Below are 18,740 nucleotides of genomic sequence, written 5' to 3' on the forward strand. Positions count from 1 at the left end.
TTCAGTCGGCGCTCAGGCCAGGGCGGCGAGCAGTTGCGCCTTGGTCATCGACGAATAGCCCCTGATGCCCTTGTCCTTGGCCTCGGCGCGCAGCTGAGCGACCGTCGGTCCGCCACGCGCCGGCGCGGGTGCGACCCTGTGTGCCGGAGCGGTTTTCGACGCCGCCGGGGTGCTCTTGTCCACCGGGGCGGACTTCTTTGCCGGTGCGCTCTTCTTCACCGGCGCCGACTTCTCCACCGGCCCGGGCTTCTTTGCCGGCCCGGACTTCTCCACCGACGCCGACTTCTCCACCGGCACAGGGCTCTTCATCGGTGCGGAGTTCTTCGTGGGGACAGTCGCAGGCGGCGCGCTCGTGGGCCACGACGCGGTGGCCTTGCGCGCCGGCGATTCCTCCGGAGTGGTCTCGGGGGGAATCTCCACGGGATCGAATACGGCAACGGGTTTCGCGGGCTTGGCAGGCTTCACGGGCAATTCGGGCCCGGTCGTCCCCGGCCCCGTCGATTCGATCACGGCCGACTCGACCATGACCGCCTCAGCAATGGTCGGCTCGGGAACGGCATCCACAGCGGGCGTGGTTCTCGCCGTCTCGGCCCCCGACTTCTGCGAATCCGCCTTCTCGATCTCAGGCGTACGGGTCTCGGGTTTCTCCGAACCCGTGAGAGGCACCGGAACGGTGTTCTCCGCGGGCGCATCGCCGGCCACCGACAACTCGTCGGCAGGGCGTTCGTCGGCGGACGGCTCGTCGAGCCTGTCTCCCACCCCGGGGATCCGGCCGAGCAGCTTGCGCACTTCGTTCCGCAATGCGGCGACGTCGTTCTCGGCCTTCTTGATCCGTTTGCGCGCAGCCCGCTCGACCTGGGCGAGCTCGTCGGCGAGGCGTCCGATCTCGGACTCGAGCCGCTTGACCGCGGCATCCTTCTTTCCGAGTGTGACATCGGCCGTCACGGCCGGCGCCGCCTTGGGGCCTGCGTCCTTCTTCGCCACGGTCCTCGGGACGGCCTCGACAGTGGCCGTGCGCGCATCCTTGACGGCATCGCGCTTCCCGCCGCCGGATTTGGCGCCGCCCTTCTTTTCGGCGGCCTTCTTCGGCCCGATCTCGGTGGCCCCGGCCGGGGTGGCGCCGATGTCCTTCATCCCGGTCTCTTTCGACCCCGCGCCTTTCGGGCCGGCCGCTTTCACCGCTGACTTCTTGCCGCCGTCCTTCTTGCCCATACCCTCCGCATCCTCCCGCGCCGCCTGTTGTGTGGCTCCCAGCCTAAATGACCGATGCCTGGGCCAGTGGTCTCAGAAGGTCGATGAGCGTGTGCTCTGGCCTGCGGTGCGGTCGCGTGCCGGATGGCGGCAGTCGTGGCGAGGAACCGTCGGGCGAGGTGGTCGCAGACTCCTGTGATGGCACGTCCGCCCGGTGTTCGACGTCGAACCTGGCCCAGATCCGCGCCGGCAGTAGGGTCCCGGTGCCATCGACGACATGCGCGGAGCACCCAGCAGCCGACCCGCCGACACCGTCTGCCCCCAACGCTTTCCACGGAGCGATCCACTGTGGGCGCGTTCAGGGGCCGCTGCCGCTCCAGCCGGTCACCGCCTCGACGTGAAAGACCAGGACCGCGGCGAACGGCTGGTCGGCGTATTGGGGATATCGGCGGGCCAGTGCGGCGCCGAGGGCATCGGCGCGAGAGTGGTCGGGTCCGGCCCAACGCAGTTCGGCCCGCACCCACCACAACCGGGACCAGTCGTGGGCGTCCCACTGCTCGACGAGCAGGGTCGCCCGGGGATCGGCCTCCAGGTTGCGCTCCCGCTGGAGTCGGGTCGACGATTTGGGTTTGACCCGGTCGACCGGGATCCCCAGGTACTCGCCGTCCACGGCATAGACCACCGGGACCGCATCCACCCCGCGCCGCGGATGTACCGTCGCCAGCACCGCATGGTCATGAGCGTCGAGCCGCTGCCTCGCCTGTGTCTGCGAGAGCTTCATCGCCCCTCGCCGGGGGCATCTGCCGCGCGCGGTGACGGTGTGACCCTGTCGGCAGCGGTCCGGATCGGCCACACGGCGGTTCCGGGGAACGCGCTCGACCGAGTCGAATCGAGAACAGGCGTCATCGGGGCTCCCTGGGGTGCATCTGGACAAGTATGACGGTGTCCGACGCCGATGCCCGGCAGTTCCGATCACACCTGCCGCCGGCCGACTGTCACCCGATGGCCGGACCCGACGCACACCGCACGGCGGTCTGGCCGCCCAGCACGCGCGGGGTTCTCGCCTCAATCGGTGGCAGCACGCACCAGGTCGTCGCCGGAGCGCAACCAGCCCCATACCGCTGCGCAACCGATCAGCGACCCGAACCACCGCTCGGAGTACGCGTTCGCCGACCGCAGGGCACGGGCGAGGGACGGGATGTGCAGTCGCACCTGATCGCCGTCGACGCCACCGAGGCCGGAATGGGCCAGTGCCGCAGCAGCATCGGTCGGGGCGATGTTGTCGGCGAGGCCGATCCGGGTGTAGTCGTGGGGTTCGGAGACGCGGGCCGTCCCCGATTCGATGACGACGATCATGGGTGTGCTCGATTCGTTCCGAAGGTCCGACGGTGATAGGTGAGCGGTTCGACGGTGTCGTGGGCGACGTCGGCGACCTCGCCGAAGACCACGGTGTGATCACCGCCGGACACGAAATCTGCTGCGACACAGGCCACCCAGCCGGTGGTGCCGTCGAGGGACGGCAGTCCGGCGCGGGCGCGCCACGGTACCGCGGCGAACTTGTCGTCGCCTTTGCGGGCGAAGTTCAGGGCCAGTTCCGACTGTGCCGAACCCAGCACGTTGACCCCGAACCTGCCGTGATCGCGGATCAGGCGCAGCACATCCGAGCCGTGGTCCAACGCGACCGCCACCATCGGCGGCCCCACCGACAGCGACATGAATGCGCTGACGGTGGTGCCGTGCGGCCGGTCGCCGTCGAAGGTGGTGATGACGGCGACCGGGGCACACACGTTGGACATCGCCTCACGGAATGCGGTGGCGAGGGTATCCGATTGTGCGAGAGGAGAACTCATCGTTTCAGGCCTTTGCAGAGACTTCCTGCTGGTACTTGCGCGTCATGTGGTCGACGGCCTCCAGCTGCTTCTTGGCATGTCCTTCGCGCACCGCACGGGCCGCGGCCGCCGCATCCAGGGTCGGCTGTGCCTGCTCCTGGAAGTGCGGGAAGACCTCGTCGGCGAACAGCTGCGCGGAGCGCTTGGTGTCCTCGGGGTTGGCCCAGTCGTGGCCCATCTGCAGCATGCAGCCGAAGCCACCGGACTGATCCCACAGGCGCTGCACCTGTGCGCGGGCCTGTTCGGGAGTGCCGATCACGCCGACACCGGAGGTGTTGATGAAGTCGATCATCTCGTCGAGGCGACTGCCCGACACCGCCATCTGCGGGAACGCCGCGACGTGCTGGAAGTAGTCGAACCACTCCTCGATGCCGTAGGCGACCTGCTTGCGGGCCTGCTCCTCGGTCTCGGCGAGGTGGAACGGTCCGGCCAGACGCCACTGCGACCGGTCGACGGTGGTGTCGTTGGCCGCAGCCCGCTCCTCCATCACGTTCCAGTGCAGGGCCAGCGCGTCGAAGCCGTCCGCCGACAGCGTCGCGCCCAGCGAGATCAGACCCAGACCGTACTTGCCGGCCAGACGCGGACCGGTCGGTGAGGCGACCGCGGCGAGCGCGATCGGCACCCCGCCCGGTGAGTACGGCGCGAGTTGCAGCTTGGCGTCGAACAGTTCGTGCGTGCGGGTCTTGGCGCTGACGGTCTCCCCGCGCAGCAGCCTGACGACGATGTCGAGGTTGTCGCTGAGCAGTTCGCGGGTCTCGGTGGGGTCGAGGCCGATCATCGCCGAGTCGGTGGGCAGTGATCCGGGACCGATACCGAAGATGGTGCGGCCGCGGGTGAGGTGGTCGAGCTGCATGATGCGGTCGGCCGCCCACAGCGGGTTGTGGTACGAGAGCGAGGTGACGCCGGTGCCGAAGTGAATCCGCGGGGCACGCTGGGCGGCGGCGGCGATCATGATCTCCGGCGAGGCGATGATCTCGCTGCCCGCGGAGTGGTGCTCGCCGTACCAGACCTCGTCGTAGCCGAGGCGATCCAGGAGTTCGGCCATCTCGAGGTCCCGCTCGAGGGCGGCGGTGGGGTTGCGGCCGGGAACGTGGAAGGGGGCCATGAAGTAGCCGAAGCGAAGCCTGCTCATCGTGCATTTCTCCTGGTCATCGGGTGATCGGTGGAATGTCATCGACACTAGATCCGGTGTGACCGGTGCCACAGTGCACCAAAGTGGACAGTTTTGGCGGACTGCCGGCCGATGCAACGTCGGCCAACCTTGCGCGCGCGGGGCCGGGTGAGTTCTATGGAGTACACACCATGATCCAGATCACAGTCCCTACCAGCTGTGACGACAGGAGGGAGGCGGCCGATGACACCGGCGACCGCCGAACCGCTGCCCGGCGTCGAGTACGAGCGCGTCTTCGCCGTTCTCGATCACTGTGCGCAGGCCCGCGACCTCACGCGGTTCAAGCATCTGCTGATGGATGCGCTGCACACCCACTACGGCTTCCCCAACACCACGTTCCTGGCCGGGCACACCTTCCGGAACGCCTTCGCCGACCCCGACCCGGTGGTGACCGGCCGGATCACCCCGATCCTCGACGAGTACCACTCCGGCTGGTACCGCACCGACATGTTCTCGGCACCGGAGTCGTTTGCCGCACTGAGCACCGCACGTGCCATCACGCACACGCAGCTGCGCAGCCTGCCGTCCACCGCCGTCGAGTACATGGATCGGTTCCTCTACCGGCGCCAACTGCACAGCGCCGCGGTGATGCATCTGGGTCTGGCCGACGACGCGCATGCGCTGGTCGGGATCTTCGACTCGGCCGGCCGTGAGGTCCCGCCGCAGCAGGTCCGCGCGCTGGGGCTGCTCGCCGGGCAGCTCTCGACGTTCGCCAAGACCCTCCCCGGCGGTCCCGTCCTGTCGTGGCGTGAACGGCTGTCTCCACGTCAGCAGGAACTGGCCGAACTGCTCGCCGACGGCCTGACCAACGAGGAGATCGCGGCCGCGCTGCGCATCGAGGTGGACTCGGTGAAAAAGTATGTGAGTCGCATCTTCACCATCACCCGCGTCCGCAATCGGGTCGAACTGGCGAAACTCGTCTACACCGAACGCCTCGCACAGTAGACAGTCCACCCGGCCCCAGAAACCGCCCGGAGCAGCGCGGACGTCAGGGCAGCAGCCCGGCGCGCCGCGCGATCACGACCGCCTCGAGCCGACCGGCCGCGCCGAGTTTGCGCAGCACGTCCTTCATGTAGCCCTTCGCGGTGTGCACCCCGATCCCGAGGTTCTCCGCGATCCGCGCATTGGTGTAGCCGAGCGCGGCCAAGGCCAGTACATCCTGTTCGCGGCGGGTCAGTTCCACGGTGACGTCGGCGGCCTGGGCCTCGTCGTCGAGCAGCGTCCGGGTGATCTGGGCGATCTGGGTGGTCAGCGCCTCGTCGTCGACCGACCGGGCGAGGTCGCGCAGCTGCGCATAGGCCTCGGTCAGGCGGATGCGCAGGGAATCGGCGTCGGCGTCCGCCCCGGCCGCGGCGACACTCGCCCGCGAGGCGACGATCCGCTGCTCGAGCGCCCGGGATTCGACGGCGAGGGCGTCGAGGGCACGGTCACCGATCGGGTCGTCGGTGTGCACGGCCAGATACAGCACCGCGATCGGTGCGCGGTCGACGACGACGGGTGCCGCGGCCATCGCCCGGAGTCCCTCGGCGGCGATCACCGAGTTGTACCGATGGGTGATCCGCGGGGTGCGCAGGTAGTCGTCGACCACCATCGGCCGGTTGAGCGTGACCACCTTGCCGCCGAGCCCGTGGCCGAGTTCCACCGCGACCCCGTCGAGCGCCCCGACCGTCGGTCCGACGAACCGGCTGAGCCGCACGCCGCGACCGTTCTGCACCATCCCGGCAAAGGCGAGCGAGACACCGCTGGAGCGTTGCACGCGGAGCAGGGCGTCGGTGACCGGCGCGGCCAGGGATTCGGTCATCGCCGGCTCCTTCCTGTTCCCCGCCATTCTCCCGGTTCGCCCGCTTCCCCCTCTTTGGGGGGTGCCACAGGTCACATGGCGGGTCCAGAATGGTCGTCGAATGTGATTCAGCTTACTCGTGAGACATAGGTGCGACCATGACACAGACCGCTCCCGCCCAGCACGGCGCCGACGCCGACGTCCAGGCGTGGCTCGAGATCTTCGGCAGCCCGGAGGCCGATGCGGCCACACTGCTCGTCGACCGTCATGACCCCGACAGCGTCGCCTTCGTGACGGTGGGTGTCGACGGCGACGAGCTGACCACCACGAACGTCACCTACGGGGAGCTCGCCGCCCAGTCGCGGCGGCTGGCCACCGCACTCGCCGGTCTCGGTGTGGAGCGCGGCTCGCGGGTGGGTGTGCTGATGGGCAAGCGCACCGAACTGGTGGTCACCCTGCTGGCGCTGGCACGCCTCGGCGCGGTGTACATCCCGCTGTTCACCGCGTTCGCCACCCCGGCCATCGAGATGCGGTTGCGCGGCGGTGACGCCACCGTCGTGGTGACCGAACCCAGTCAGGCCGCCAAGCTCGAGCCGATCGACGGCCTCACCACCGTCGTCGCCGGTGAGCAGTTCGATTCGCTTGTCGCACAAAGTGACCCGATCGAGCGGTCGGTGGCCGTCGGCGGCGACGGTGCACTGATCCTGCTGTTCACCAGCGGCACCACCGGCGCGCCGAAGGGTGTGCCGGTGCCGGTGAAGGCGCTGGCGTCGTTCGTCACCTACATGCGTTACGGCCTCGACGTCTCCGCCGACGACGTGTTCTGGAACGCCGCCGATCCCGGGTGGGCGTACGGGCTGTACTACGGCATCCTCGGGCCGCTGGCGATCGGTCGCCCCAATGTCCTGCTGCAGGCCGGTTTCACACCGGAGACCACCGCCAAGGTGCTCACCGAGCTGGGCGTCACCAACTTCGCCGCCGCCCCCACCGTGTACCGGTCGCTGAGCAAGAGCAGCGCCGTCGACGGATTCGGCCTGCGGCGTGCGTCGTCGGCCGGCGAGCCGCTGACCCCGGACGTGATCGACTGGGCCAAGCAGGCATTGGGAACCGAGGTGCGCGACCACTACGGCCAGACCGAGCACGGCATGTTCATCAACAACCACTGGGCCGACGAGGTGCGCCGCCCGCTGATCCCCAGTTCGATGGGGCAGCCGATGCCGGGCTTCGCGGCCGGGATCGTCGACGGCCAGATCGCGATCGACGTCCCCGCCAGCCCGCTGATGTGGTTCGCCGGATATCTCGATGCGCCGGAGAAGACCGCGGCCCGGTTCACCGAGGACCGGCGCTGGTACCTCACCGGCGACACCGGCCGCGTCGACGACGACGGCAACTTCTACTTCTCCGCCCGCGACGACGACGTGATCATCATGGCCGGCTACCGGATCGGACCGTTCGACGTGGAGAGCGTGCTGATCACGCACCCGTCGGTGGTCGACGTGGCCGTCGTCGGCCGGCCCGACGACCTGCGCGGAGAGGTCCTGGAGGCCTTCGTGGTGGTCGCCGACGGGGTGGTCGGGGACGACGCCCTCGAAGCCGAGCTGCAGCAGCTGGTCAAGACCGGATTCGCCGCGCATGCCTACCCGCGCACGGTGCACTTCGTCGATGCCCTGCCGAAGACCCCGAGCGGCAAGATCCAGCGATTCATCCTCCGCCGGCAGTAGTCCCGGGGCGTCACCACCGAAACGGCGCCGGCGCCGGCCGACCGACTGCGTCGACCGGCGCCGACTGCCCGGGTCAGCGACCGCGCAGTGCGGTCAGGCCGACACTCGGGTCGGCGGGCACACCGGTGACGGTCACCCGCACCGCACTGTTCGGGGTGCGCGCGGCCCAGTCGGCATAGCGATCGAGGCCACGACCGATCGATTCGCCGTCGTCGGCGCGGTATCCCGGCAGCACACCGTCGACGAGGCCGGCGACATTCGCATTACCGACGGCTGCGGCCTCGCCGCGATCGAGGGTCACCGATCCCCCACCCGGTGCCGGTGCCACGGTGAACGCCTGCGCGGCCGGCGCCGCGACGAGTCCGGCGACGCCCAGACCCAGCGTGGCTGCGCCGATCATCACCATGCGTCGAATGTTCATCAGATTCCCCCTGGGTGAGTGTTGCCGTCGGCCCATACCGAGCGGCATATGCACGGTAGCAACTTTTTCATTTATTGTCTCGAACCCGAGTCGCCGGTGTTCGACGGACGATTGCGGACCGAATCTGTCCTCATCGATCCTTAGTCTGGGTGCACAGTCACCGAGGAAAGGGAATCCCCATGGCCGGCACCTACACCCACGTCACCCTCCCGACCGATGTCACCGGCGAGAAGGCCGACCTGCTGACGCTGCTCACCGACCAGCGGGCGATGTTCCTGATCACCGTCCGCGGCCTCGATGACGAGCAGGCGCGGCGGCGCAGCACGGTCAGTGAGCTCACTTTGGGTGGCCTGGTCAAGCATGTGGGCCAGGTGCAGGCGGACAATGCGACGATCATCGTCGAGCGCGACGAGAACGCGGTCTTCGACCCCTCCCGGATGGGGGGTGCCTACGAGTTGCTCGACGGCGAGACCCTGGCCGACTGGGTCACCGCCTTCGAGAAGTCGTCCGAGGAGTTCGACAAGGTGATCCTCGAGGTGGGCAGCCTCGACGAGTTGATCCCCCAGGCGACCGCGCCCTGGCAGCCCGAGCGCGAGTGGTGGTCGGTACGGAAGATGGCGCTGCACCTGCTGCGCGAGATCGCCCACCACAGTGGACATGCCGATATCATCCGGGAGGCGCTCGACGGGCAGACGACGATGTCGGCCCTGCGCGCCGGATAGTTTCCGGTTGTCGGCTGACGCTCCGGGACGCGTGGCGAGAGTTTGCCATGGTAGATCGTGGTGGTCGCGGTGTTCGTTACCCCGGTGTCGTCCGTTCGGGTGGATTTATCTGTTGGACGGCTGATTTCGTGACCCGTGCTTGATCACGCATGACGGCACTCCCGATACTTGGGGCTCGGGAAAACCCGCCGATCAGTCGCAGGAGCCGAGATCCCATGTCGTATTACCCACCCGGGCCGCCGTCGTACCCGCCGCCGTCTGTGCCGTTCGGCGCGCTGCCCCCGGAGCACCAGCCCCGCAACCGGCGGAACCTCACGCTGATCCTCGCCGCGATCGTCGCGGTGCTGGCGCTGGTGTTCGCATCGGTGGTGGTGATCGTGCTGAAGACCAAGAAGGACGGCTTCGATCTGCCGTTCCTCTCGCTCACCTCGGCCGAATCGGCGGGCGAGAACCCGTTCACCCCCAATGCGTCGTTGTCGAACAAGCCGCTGGACAACGGCCTGCGGTTGAGTTCGCAGACCGGCGCCCCCGATCAGGGCACCCGGGTGGTCAGCGGCACCACCCCCGGCCTCTACGCCGGCGGTTCCAACACCTGCGACACCGCGGCGCTCGGCAACTACCTGGCCAACAATCCGTCGCAGGCGCGGGCGTGGGCCAGTGTGTTCGGGATCAGCACCGGCGCCATCCCGTACTACCTGGACACCCTCACCCCGGTGGTGCTGACCGCCGACACATGGGTCACCAACTACTCGTATCAGGGCGGTTCGGCCCACGCGTACCAGGACGTGTTGCAGGCGGGGACCGCGGTCCTCGTCGACGGCGCGGGTGTCCCGCGCGTGCGGTGCGCGTGCGGCAATCCGTTGGCGCCGCCATCGGCTGCACCGGTCGGCGGGTTCCGCACCCGTGGGCAGCCGTGGCCCGGCTACCAGGTCAACTACATCACCCGGGTCGCCTACAACACACAGAACGTGACCGTCGTGAACAACACGACCACCGTCATCAACCAGGCACCGGCGCAGGCACCGGCCAACCAGACCTCGCTGACCCTGGTCAACCTCGACACCCGCCAGCTGTTCGAGCGGACCGTCGGCGGGCTGCTCGACCTATCCGGTCAGGCGCCGCTCACCGAGGCGCTGCCGACCCCGGCCGCACTCAACGTGCCCCTGCAGGTCGATGACGACTCCGAGGCGCAGACCAACGGTCTGGCCCGGGCCGGTTCGCCCGAGGTGGCCCCGCAGGTGGAGCAGGAGGCCGAGGCCCGCAACAACGTGCCCCTCGCCGAGAGTGAGAACCCGGCCGACTCGTCCGACTCTTCCGACCCGTCCGCCTCTGCCGGTGCTCCTGTCGAGGGCAGCAATCCGGTCAGCTCGGATGCCTCGAGCCCGTCCGACAGCAGCACGTCCGCGAGCAGTTCCTCGTCGGCGCAGGCGTCGCCGACGGTGTTCTCCGGCAGCGGTGATTCGATCGGTAGCTTCAGCTTCACCAGCGGCTCCCGTTCGGTGACCTGCCGTGCACCGTCGGAGGAGAGCACCGGATCGGTGTCGCTGACCTGTAGCGACAGTGCATCCCGTTCGGTGTCGCAGAGTTCGCTGTCGCAATCCGCGGTCAGCTCCTACACCGGTTCCGACGGTGTGTGGAAGTTGACGCTCACCGAGGGCAGCAGTTCGACGACGGTCGAGGTCACCTCCGCCACCTGGCAGACACTGGCCACGACCACCACGTCGACCACCACCACCGAGACGACGGTGGAGACCACCACTCCGGAGACCACCACGACGACGGAGACCACCACCGAGGAGACGACCACCGAGACCACCACGGAGGAAACGACTCTCGACACAACCACCACCACAACACCGGCATCCTGATCTCCGGTAGGTGAGACACGGCGGGTGCCCACACACGTGGGCACCCGCCTTGTCATCTGACGGGCACAACCCGGCCGGTGTTCGCCATGTCACCCCTGGTCGAGCACGCATCCCCACAAAGCGATACCGACCAACGATGGTTGAGTAGACATCCTCGCAAAGCGACACCCCACCAACGCTGGTCGAGCACGCATCCTCGCAAAGCGATACCCGATCCACGATGGTTGAGCCGGGACCGAGCCCAAAGGGGGCTGTTTCATTTTCAAGAACATAGCCAGCTGGTCCTCGGAAAAGAGGGGCTGAATCGCCGCGTAAGCGATTTGGGGACCAAATCACCTTCGGCGAACTGAGCGTTCGACCTCAACATTCTGGCTGTCGGCCATTTTGAAACAGCCCCAAAGGGCGAGGACCCGAGTCGAAACCTCCTCCGCCACACCACCACCCACTGATCCGACTCGTGGCCAAGACCTCCGCACCACGAACGATGGTTGAGCCGGGACCGAGCCCGAAGGGGGGCTGTTTCATTTTCAAGAACATAGCCAGCTGGTCCTCGGAAAAGAGGGGCTGAATCGCCGCGTAAGCGATTTGGGGACCAAATCACCTTCGGCGAACTGAGCGTTCGACGTCAACATTCTGGCTGTCGGCCATTTTGAAACAGCCCCAAGGGCGAGGACCCGAGTCGAAACCTCCTCCGCCACACCACCACCCGCAACAACCCCACACCGATGGTCGAGCAGGGCGAAGGTTCACACTCCGCCGCATACCACCCGCCGAACCACCATATCCTCATCCAGCACAACACAATCCGCCCGATACCCAGGAAGAAGATCTCCGACCCCATTGATGCCCAACGCGCGCGCCGGTGTTCGCGCACACATCTCCACCGCAGCGACCAACGACGTATCGGTCGCCCCGCCACATCCGAATCCACCTGCCGCACGTCGAAATACACCGGCCGGCGTCGCAGTGCTCCCGGCAATCACGTCGGAGCCCTGAACTCGTGCTACCCCGCCCGACACCTCGACATCCACCGGCCCCAGACGATAGTCACCGTCGGCCATCCCTGCCGCCGACATCGCATCAGTGACGAGCGCAACCCGTTCCGCTCCGACGACGCGCACCACATGCGCAACCATCTCGGGTCGCACATGCACACCGTCGGCGATGAGTTCCACCGTCACCCGGGCGTCGTCGAGCAATGCCAACACCGGCCCGGGTTCGCGGTGGTGGAGTGACGGCATCGCATTGAACAGGTGCGTGGCCACCGTCGCGCCTGCCTCGATCGCCGCGGCGGTCTGCTCGTAGGTGGCATCGGTGTGCCCCACCCCCACCACCACCCCGGCTGCCACCAGGCGGGCGATCGCCGCGAGCGCGCCGTCGAGTTCGGGTGCGAGCGTGACCATTCGGATTGCCCCTCCCCCGGCGGCGAGCAAGTCGTCCACCGTGCTCGCGGACGGCGCGACCAGCACGTCCGGATCATGTGCTCCGCACCGTTCGGCGGCCAACCATGGCCCTTCCAGGTGGATACCCGCCACGGTCCCGTCGACGGCGTGGGTGCGTAGCTCCCGGATCTGGTCGAGGAGGGTCGGGATCGGTGCGCTCACCAGACTCGCGACCAGCGTCGTCGTGCCCCGGGCCCGGTGGAAGTCGACCACCTGCTGCGGGCCGTCGGTGAACGAGGCCCCGCCGCCTCCGTGCACGTGCATGTCGACGAACCCGGGAACCACGGTGTGCCGCGGGTAGTCGTGGTCGGCCGGGGTCGGCGGTGATCCTGTGCCCACGTCTCCGATGTGGCCGTCGACGATCGTGAACCATCCCGGCCGTAGTACCTGGCCGCCGCTGACCACGCACGCCGCCGACACCGTGACCGGCCGGGTCATCGTCATGCTCCGGACCGGCCGAGGATGGCCCGGCCCAGCCGCACCGCGCCCTGAACGGGTTCGGCTCCGAGCGCTCGCACGTCGCTGATGCCTGCCGCCGCGAGCCGTTCCCGAAGGCGACTCTGCAGCATGTCCTGATGGACGACTTGGCCTCCGCCACACACCACCGGGCCGTCGATGTCGAGGATCTGCGCGACACGGATGACCAGCCCGGCCAGCGCATCGGCGGACCTGTCGACGATGTCGGTACAGCGTGGTTCACCGGCTGCTGCCTGCTCGAACACCAGGTGTGCGCGTTGCGCCCAGTATCGGGGAGTCCAGGTGTAGAAGGCGTCGAGGAAGTCGACCACGGCGCCGAGGTCGCATTCGGCCAGCAGCAGACCGGCCAGCTCGGATTGTGGACGACCGGCGTCGTGGTCGGCGAGCGCGAGCCGGATGGCTTCGCGGGCCACCCAGTAGCCGCTGCCCTCGTCGCCGAGGAGGTGACCCCAGCCACCGGCCCGTCCGGTTGCCTCGCCGCTACGTCCCCACGCGACGGCACCGGTCCCGGAGATCAGCGCGATCCCGTCATCGAGGCCGGCGGCACCGAGGATCAGCTGGGTGTCGTTGACGACGCGGATCTGCGCAGTGGTGAACCGTTCGGCCAGCAACCGCTCCAATCGCGCGGCTGCCGACGGTGCGTCGATCCCCGCCGAGCCCGCCACCACCACGTCCACCCCGTCTGCCCCACCCATCCCTGCGATGGCCTGGTCGAGTTGCTTGCCGGCTTCGCCGTCGCCCATGGACGAGATGTTCGCGCTCCCCACGATCACCTCGGAGACGACGCTCGACGCCGACGCGCGCATCGCATGCGTCTTGGACCCGCCGATATCAAAGGCAACGATCGGACCACCGACGTCTGATTCAGTCACGTCGTCCATCCCACCATCCACAAGTTGCCTCCTTGTGCTGCCGAACACACTCATCTGCAGTTACGATGCTCACACTTACGGGGAGCACCAGGGGGAAAAGGTGACCGATTTCTTGTCGTTGCCGGGCAACACCGTGCCCATGGACCGCGAAGGCGGCCCACTCGGGTCAGGGGGCACCGCACCGCTCGACGGCAGTACGGACGGTGGCGGAGTTGTGAGGTTCACGTCGCCCGAGTGGAGGTGGCGAGCGAGTGTTGCGGCCGAGGGGGCTGGTGCGCTGGAAAAAGCGCTCCGGAACGTAGCGCAAGTTGCTCAGCAAAATCACTTTGGCGACTGCGTCGAAGGAATCGAGGTCCACAAGAGAATATCCGAACTAATTGATTGCTGGCGCCATAAAGTTGGGGAATCAATCGAATCCTTAGAAACACTAGCGACCGATTGCGTCGATTCGGATTTGCAACTTCGCTTAGCAGACTCGACTAATGCCACTGAACTCTCGATCTAGAAACCTAATTGCATTCGTAGGGTTCACTGGGCTTACAATGCTCGTCGGGTCGGGTTGCGAGGTCGACGGGACCGCTATCGTGAGCCAGTCCAAGCCAAAGGAAACCTCGCCATCTGCAAACCCGATGATCGTACGTCAGACCGATTCAGAAGGCCAACCACTCCCGTTTGTTACATTATTTCCCAACAGGTGGAGTTCCGGAAATGACGGGACCACCTACGAGCCATGTACCGCTATCTCAGCGCAAGAACTACGCTCGCTTGACCTGATCCCAGAAACTGCGAGTGATGCAGCCGTGGCAGATCATCAGACGGTACGCGGGTGTACCTGGTTCTATCGAAATAGCGAGACGCCATCAATGTCACAGTCGGTCGGAAACGCAAAACCAATTGCTGAATACAAGGCACAATTATCGACCACTATGGACTGGCTCCCTGACATAACAATATCCAACCGGGTGGTCGCGATCGGAAGTCTCGCGCCGGATACATGCTCCACCGCCACGCGGTCGGGACGCGCGAACGTAGTAACCATGTACTCCGTAAGCCCCGTAGACCCTCCTCCCCTCCCCACCCTCTGCGCCAAGGCCCTCGAGTTCACTCGCGCGACCATCGACAAGATGCCGCCGTGACATGGCCGAGAAGTGGTTGCGTTTCGGCTCGGCTTCCGGACCAGAACGCAACCACTTCTTTGCCTATGCGGAGACGGCGTCCGCCTTCTCCTGCACGTCGGCGGCAGGCAGCTGCTTGGTGAACTCGAGGTTCGGGTCGGCAACGTCCATGGCGAACGACCTGCGGTCCTTGTAGTAGCTCATCGACATCGACCACGGCTCGGAAACACCTTGTCGGGGAAGCCAATCGATCGAACGCTGGACGTAGCCGGCGCCGAAGTCGAGGAGCGGACGGGTCTCCATCGTCGAGTCGGCGATCGGCCGCACCGCCGGGTAGCCGCGTGCATCCATGTACGCGAGCAGCCGGACGAAGTGCTCACACAGCAGACCGACCTTGAGTGTCCACGACGAGTTGGTGTAGCCGATGGCCAGCGCAAAGTTCGGGATACCGCTGAGCATGAAGCCGCGGTAGACGATCGACTCGTTGATCGCGATCGGCTCACCGTCGAGGTTGAGTTTCACCCCGCCGAACAGCTGGAGGTTGAGACCCGTTGCGGTGACGATGATGTCGGCTTCGAGTTCCTGGCCGCTCTCGAGCAGGATGCCCTTCTCGGTGAAGGTCTTGATCCGGTCGGTCACCACCGACGCCTTGCCCTGGCGGATGGTGCGGAACAGGTCGCCGTCGGGCACGGCGCACAGACGCTGATCCCACGGGTTGTACGGCGGGTTGAAGTGGGTGTCGACGTCGAAGCCCTCCGGCAGCAGCTTCTTGTTGACACCGCGGATGACCCGACGAGCGGTCTTCGGGAATCGCTGGCATGCCTCGAACAGCACACGCTGCTGCAGGATGTTCTTCCACCGTGCGAGCGCGTAGCCGCGCTCGTCGCCGAGCACGGCGCGACCGATGTTGGCCACCGGATCGTGCTTGGGCAGCGGCAGGATGTAGCTCGGTGTGCGCTGCAGCATGGTGACGTGGTCGGCCTTGTCGGCCATCGCCGGCAGCAACGTGACCGCGGTGGCACCGGATCCGATCACCACCACCTTCTTGCCGGCGTAGTCGAGATCCTCGGGCCAGTGCTGAGGATGGATGACCTGCCCGGTGAAACGGTCGCGGCCCTCGAACTCGGGGGTGTAGCCCTCGTCGTAGTTGTAGTAGCCGGCACCGGAGAACAGCCAGCGCGCCTTGATCTGCGTGGTCTCGCCGGTGTCGCCGCGCTCGACGTCAACGGTCCAGCGGCACTCCGCCGACGACCAGTTCGCCGAGATCACCTTGTGCTGGTACCGGATCTTGTCGCCGATGCCGTCCTCGTCGATCGCCTCCTGCAGATAGTCCAGGATGCGCGAGGCGTCGGCGATCGACTGCTTGTCGGTCCACGGCTTGAACGCGAACCCGAAGGTGTGCAGGTCGGAGTCAGACCGGATCCCCGGGTACTTGAAGAGGTTCCAGGTGCCGCCCATACGGTCGCGACCCTCCAGGATCGCGAACGACGTCCCCGGCAGCTGGGTGGTCAGATAGTGGGCTGCTCCGATCCCGGAGATCCCGGCGCCGACGATCAGCACGTCCAGTGCGTCGACGGTGGTGGCGGTTTCGGTCACTGATGTCTCCTCGGAATTCGGCCGAATATGACATCCGGCGTTGTCAGGTTCCAGAATGCCACTGTTGCACCCATCACACCATGTGCACTCTGCCCACAATGAGACGATTCGCTGCTACAGTCTGCCCTATATGACCACTCCCTGGCCGACGACGTCGCCTGCCGTGCGCGACCTGATCCGCCGCGGCGCCGAACTCATCCTCGATCCGCCCGCCGACTGGGTCAAGGAGATCCACGAGGCGTCCCTCAGCGGCGACCGCATCCGGGCAGTGGCCGAGGACCCCGTGCTCGCCGACGGCATCCGCCGCACCAACATGGCCAACGTGATGCGCTGGGCCACTTACACCGCCGCCCACCCGGGCGAGCGCGTCCCCATCGCCATCACCGCGGAGATCCTGACCGGCGCCCGTGACCTGGTTCGACGCGGCCTCGACGAGGCATCCCTCGATGCTTTCCGGACCACACAGGCGGTGGCCTGGCGCCGCTGGATGGACATCGCCTTCCACCTCACCGACGACCCGGTGATACTTCGCGAACTCCTCGACGTGTCATCGCTGTCGATCTCGACGTTCATCGACGACACCGTCAACGCCATGTCCGAACGGATGCGCGCCGAACGTGAAGAACTCACCCGAGGCAGCCACGCCGAACGCCGGCAGGCCGTCTCGCTGGTCCTCGAGGGGGCGCCCATCCCGCACGCCCGCGCCGAGGCGCAACTCGGGTACCGGCTGTCCGGTCCGCAGGTCGCCGCGGTGGTGTGGAGCATGGTCCCCGACGCGACGGAGATGCTGGAGGCGGCCTGCGACGTCCTGGCCCGCTCGGCCCGTGTGACCACCCGGCTCACCGTCGCGGCCAGCGCGACATCGTGGTGGATCTGGCTGCCCACGCATGACGTGGGTACACCCGACCTCGGCGACCTGCCCGAGGTCCGGGTGTCACTCGGACGGTCCGGCGACGGCGTCGACGGGTTCCGCTCGGCACATTTCCAGGCCGTCGCGACCCAACGACTGCACGCGCAGCTCGGCGTCCGACGCCGACAACTCGTCACCTACGACGAGATCCGCCTGGTCTCACTGCTGATCCGCGACTCGGCCGCCACCGAGGAGTTCGTCGACGACACCCTCGGCGATCTCATCACCGCCGACGACGATCTGCGCGCCACCATCCACACGTGGATCTCGGTGCAGTGCAACACCTCACGCACCGCCGAACTGCTGTACACGCACCGCAACACCATCATCCGACGACTCGCCCGAGCCGACGAGCTGCTCCCCCGACCGATCGCCGAGAACATGGTCGACGTCGCGGTGGCCCTCGAACTCCTGCGCTGGCGGGAGTGAGGGGCGCGCACGGAGCCCGTCACTCCCGACCGTTCTGCAACCGCACCCCACCCCAGATACCGGTCATCCGGTTGCTGCGGCCCCACGCCAGGCATTCCTCATGAATCGGGCACGACGCACACACCCTCTCCGCATAGCCGGAATCGTCTGTGGGGAACGGGAACCAGTCGTCGGGGTTCTCACCGGGCGCCGCACAGCGGGCCTGTGTCCAGTCGACGTCGAGGGTCGGCAGCAGCAGCGCGGTGAGCGGGACAGGCAACGGACGGAGGTCGAATGCGGTCATCCCACAACTCCTTCCGTCTGTGGCGGGCCCGTCCCGCTCACCTCATGGGGTGCGCGCCCCGAGGGCGAACAGTTCCCAGACCTCTTTCTGATCGGCCGCCCACGGATCGTGCACGAAGGGCGCATGCCGCATCGCCATCCCGGCCTCGCGCGGGGTGCGGTCGGCCTTGAACCCGTTGCACGAGCGGCATGCCGCGACCTGGTTTCCGAATGTGCTGGCGCCGCCACGTGATTGCGGGACGATGTGGTCGACGGTGTCGGCCGGACCTTCGCAGTAGGCACAGATCCACTGGTCGCGCCGCAGGATCGTCTGGCTCGACGCGTGCGAATCCATCGTCTTGCCGGCATATGGCCGGTAAGCATTGTGCTTGATCGCGACGACCCGATGGATCGGCAGGGTCAGGGTGGGCGAATGCACCACCCGCACAAGCGGTGTGCCCTCCATGTTGCGGGCGACATCGGTGGTCAGCAGGATCGCGGCGCGACGCCAGGTGACGCGCGCCAGGATCTGGAGTCCGGCGTTGGTGACGAAGACGGTCATGATCACTCCTCGAGACGATGGCAGGGAACCAGCCACCCGCGGAGGATCAACCCTCGGTGAGATCAGCCGATCGGAGTCGGCGCCTCTCGGGTGGCGCGGCCGCGGAACATTCCGCGGACAGGGCTGTGTTTCGGCGACAGTCGATACGTCGACAGCTCACGCCGACAACCGAATTCGTTGCCATCTCGACGCGTCGTTTCGACGATCATGTGCGCCACCTCCTCTCCGTGCTCGTTCATGTGCAGGCGTGCCCACGGTATGGGCATCCGGGCCGGTTGTCCAGTGATTTCGTCGTGAGGAGGCGGATCGCTCG

At 67.0% G+C, this 18,740-nt stretch carries 17 protein-coding genes; 5 read left to right on the top strand and 12 right to left on the bottom strand.

The genetic code is table 11. The features are described from left to right. Positions 1-12: 12 nt before the first annotated feature. The 5 genes from Q9K23_RS11715 to Q9K23_RS11735 all read right to left on the bottom strand — a co-directional run bounded on the left by Q9K23_RS11715 (position 13) and on the right by Q9K23_RS11735 (position 4,212). Positions 13-1,212, bottom strand: coding sequence for a hypothetical protein (locus Q9K23_RS11715; protein ID WP_020790164.1), 1,200 nt, complete (start codon positions 1,210-1,212; stop codon positions 13-15). 337 nt (positions 1,213-1,549) lie between these two features. Then, on the bottom strand, positions 1,550-1,972 hold the full coding sequence (locus Q9K23_RS11720) for a pyridoxamine 5'-phosphate oxidase family protein (RefSeq protein WP_053776956.1): 423 nt from the start codon (positions 1,970-1,972) through the stop codon (positions 1,550-1,552). 284 nt (positions 1,973-2,256) lie between these two features. After that, complete coding sequence (locus tag Q9K23_RS11725) at positions 2,257-2,547, bottom strand: hypothetical protein (RefSeq protein ID WP_020790163.1); 291 nt, start codon at positions 2,545-2,547, stop codon at positions 2,257-2,259. Beyond that, entirely contained in the window at positions 2,544-3,041 is a 498-nt protein-coding gene (locus Q9K23_RS11730) for a flavin reductase family protein (RefSeq protein WP_020790166.1), read from the bottom strand. Before Q9K23_RS11730 ends, Q9K23_RS11725 begins: the two co-directional genes overlap by 4 nt. Before the next feature lie 4 nt (positions 3,042-3,045). Further along, positions 3,046-4,212 carry an LLM class flavin-dependent oxidoreductase gene (locus Q9K23_RS11735; protein ID WP_053776955.1) on the bottom strand — a complete coding sequence of 389 codons (1,167 nt, stop codon included), beginning with the start codon at positions 4,210-4,212 and terminating at the stop codon, positions 3,046-3,048. 222 nt (positions 4,213-4,434) lie between these two features. Here Q9K23_RS11735 and Q9K23_RS11740 point away from each other — a divergent pair, with 222 nt between their 5' ends. Further along, entirely contained in the window at positions 4,435-5,196 is a 762-nt protein-coding gene (locus tag Q9K23_RS11740) for a helix-turn-helix transcriptional regulator (protein WP_020793167.1), read from the top strand. 43 nt (positions 5,197-5,239) lie between these two features. On the opposite strand, the gene Q9K23_RS11745 is transcribed toward Q9K23_RS11740, so the two are convergent. Beyond that, the gene (locus Q9K23_RS11745) at positions 5,240-6,052 is read right to left on the bottom strand and encodes a LuxR C-terminal-related transcriptional regulator (protein WP_305950514.1); all 813 of its coding nucleotides are present in this window, start codon (positions 6,050-6,052) and stop codon (positions 5,240-5,242) included. 137 nt (positions 6,053-6,189) lie between these two features. On the opposite strand from Q9K23_RS11745, the gene Q9K23_RS11750 reads away from it, so the two are divergent. Then, positions 6,190-7,752 (top strand): AMP-binding protein, encoded by a 1,563-nt coding sequence (locus Q9K23_RS11750; RefSeq protein ID WP_020793912.1) that lies wholly within the window; start codon positions 6,190-6,192, stop codon positions 7,750-7,752. A 73-nt stretch (positions 7,753-7,825) separates the two neighbouring features. On the opposite strand, the gene Q9K23_RS11755 is transcribed toward Q9K23_RS11750, so the two are convergent. Continuing rightward, a complete protein-coding gene (locus Q9K23_RS11755; protein ID WP_152972698.1) occupies positions 7,826-8,173 on the bottom strand; it encodes a hypothetical protein in 348 nt (115 codons plus the stop codon). A gap of 179 nt (positions 8,174-8,352) precedes the next feature. Between Q9K23_RS11755 and Q9K23_RS11760 the strand changes: the two genes are divergently transcribed. Together Q9K23_RS11760 and Q9K23_RS11765 are read left to right on the top strand one after the other, a co-directional pair. Next, positions 8,353-8,895, top strand: a complete 543-nt coding sequence (locus tag Q9K23_RS11760; RefSeq protein ID WP_053776953.1) for a DinB family protein — start codon at positions 8,353-8,355, stop codon at positions 8,893-8,895. A 215-nt stretch (positions 8,896-9,110) separates the two neighbouring features. Further along, entirely contained in the window at positions 9,111-10,763 is a 1,653-nt protein-coding gene (locus Q9K23_RS11765) for a DUF6777 domain-containing protein (protein WP_053776952.1), read from the top strand. A gap of 746 nt (positions 10,764-11,509) precedes the next feature. On the opposite strand, the gene nagA is transcribed toward Q9K23_RS11765, so the two are convergent. The 3 genes from nagA to Q9K23_RS11780 all read right to left on the bottom strand — a co-directional run bounded on the left by nagA (position 11,510) and on the right by Q9K23_RS11780 (position 16,265). Beyond that, complete coding sequence (gene nagA, locus Q9K23_RS11770; RefSeq protein WP_082365825.1) at positions 11,510-12,649, bottom strand: N-acetylglucosamine-6-phosphate deacetylase; 1,140 nt, start codon at positions 12,647-12,649, stop codon at positions 11,510-11,512. Further along, positions 12,646-13,563, bottom strand: coding sequence for a BadF/BadG/BcrA/BcrD ATPase family protein (locus Q9K23_RS11775; protein WP_053776950.1), 918 nt, complete (start codon positions 13,561-13,563; stop codon positions 12,646-12,648). The genes nagA and Q9K23_RS11775 overlap by 4 nt, the downstream gene beginning before the upstream one ends. Positions 13,564-14,753: 1,190 nt before the next feature. Continuing rightward, the gene (locus Q9K23_RS11780; protein WP_020789534.1) at positions 14,754-16,265 is read right to left on the bottom strand and encodes an NAD(P)/FAD-dependent oxidoreductase; all 1,512 of its coding nucleotides are present in this window, start codon (positions 16,263-16,265) and stop codon (positions 14,754-14,756) included. Positions 16,266-16,395: 130 nt separating this feature from the next. On the opposite strand from Q9K23_RS11780, the gene Q9K23_RS11785 reads away from it, so the two are divergent. After that, positions 16,396-17,604: a helix-turn-helix domain-containing protein gene (locus Q9K23_RS11785; RefSeq protein ID WP_020789537.1), complete on the top strand. Its 1,209-nt coding sequence runs from the start codon at positions 16,396-16,398 to the stop codon at positions 17,602-17,604. 19 nt (positions 17,605-17,623) lie between these two features. Here the strand turns inward: Q9K23_RS11785 and Q9K23_RS11790 are convergent, their stop codons facing one another. Together Q9K23_RS11790 and Q9K23_RS11795 are read right to left on the bottom strand one after the other, a co-directional pair. Next, positions 17,624-17,887, bottom strand: a complete 264-nt coding sequence (locus tag Q9K23_RS11790) for a WhiB family transcriptional regulator (RefSeq protein WP_020789536.1) — start codon at positions 17,885-17,887, stop codon at positions 17,624-17,626. Positions 17,888-17,929: 42 nt separating this feature from the next. Next, positions 17,930-18,427, bottom strand: a complete 498-nt coding sequence (locus Q9K23_RS11795; protein WP_053776976.1) for an HNH endonuclease — start codon at positions 18,425-18,427, stop codon at positions 17,930-17,932. Between the last annotated feature and the right edge of the window lie 313 nt (positions 18,428-18,740).

Origin of the sequence: Gordonia sp. NB41Y, from assembly GCF_030718915.1 — a bacterium.
GTDB lineage: Bacteria > Actinomycetota > Actinomycetes > Mycobacteriales > Mycobacteriaceae > Gordonia > Gordonia desulfuricans.

What these genes read in the sequence shown, in the direction of transcription:
- Q9K23_RS11715 (WP_020790164.1), bottom strand. Translation starts at nt 1,212, where the DNA reads ATGGGCAAGAAGGACGGCGGCAAGAAGTCAGCGGTGAAAGCGGCCGGC.
- Q9K23_RS11720 (WP_053776956.1), bottom strand. Translation starts at nt 1,972, where the DNA reads ATGAAGCTCTCGCAGACACAGGCGAGGCAGCGGCTCGACGCTCATGAC.
- Q9K23_RS11725 (WP_020790163.1), bottom strand. Translation starts at nt 2,547, where the DNA reads ATGATCGTCGTCATCGAATCGGGGACGGCCCGCGTCTCCGAACCCCAC.
- Q9K23_RS11730 (WP_020790166.1), bottom strand. Translation starts at nt 3,041, where the DNA reads ATGAGTTCTCCTCTCGCACAATCGGATACCCTCGCCACCGCATTCCGT.
- Q9K23_RS11735 (WP_053776955.1), bottom strand. Translation starts at nt 4,212, where the DNA reads ATGAGCAGGCTTCGCTTCGGCTACTTCATGGCCCCCTTCCACGTTCCC.
- Q9K23_RS11740 (WP_020793167.1), top strand. Translation starts at nt 4,435, where the DNA reads ATGACACCGGCGACCGCCGAACCGCTGCCCGGCGTCGAGTACGAGCGC.
- Q9K23_RS11745 (WP_305950514.1), bottom strand. Translation starts at nt 6,052, where the DNA reads ATGACCGAATCCCTGGCCGCGCCGGTCACCGACGCCCTGCTCCGCGTG.
- Q9K23_RS11750 (WP_020793912.1), top strand. Translation starts at nt 6,190, where the DNA reads ATGACACAGACCGCTCCCGCCCAGCACGGCGCCGACGCCGACGTCCAG.
- Q9K23_RS11755 (WP_152972698.1), bottom strand. Translation starts at nt 8,173, where the DNA reads ATGAACATTCGACGCATGGTGATGATCGGCGCAGCCACGCTGGGTCTG.
- Q9K23_RS11760 (WP_053776953.1), top strand. Translation starts at nt 8,353, where the DNA reads ATGGCCGGCACCTACACCCACGTCACCCTCCCGACCGATGTCACCGGC.
- Q9K23_RS11765 (WP_053776952.1), top strand. Translation starts at nt 9,111, where the DNA reads ATGTCGTATTACCCACCCGGGCCGCCGTCGTACCCGCCGCCGTCTGTG.
- nagA (WP_082365825.1), bottom strand. Translation starts at nt 12,649, where the DNA reads ATGACGATGACCCGGCCGGTCACGGTGTCGGCGGCGTGCGTGGTCAGC.
- Q9K23_RS11775 (WP_053776950.1), bottom strand. Translation starts at nt 13,563, where the DNA reads ATGGACGACGTGACTGAATCAGACGTCGGTGGTCCGATCGTTGCCTTT.
- Q9K23_RS11785 (WP_020789537.1), top strand. Translation starts at nt 16,396, where the DNA reads ATGACCACTCCCTGGCCGACGACGTCGCCTGCCGTGCGCGACCTGATC.
- Q9K23_RS11790 (WP_020789536.1), bottom strand. Translation starts at nt 17,887, where the DNA reads ATGACCGCATTCGACCTCCGTCCGTTGCCTGTCCCGCTCACCGCGCTG.
- Q9K23_RS11795 (WP_053776976.1), bottom strand. Translation starts at nt 18,427, where the DNA reads ATGACCGTCTTCGTCACCAACGCCGGACTCCAGATCCTGGCGCGCGTC.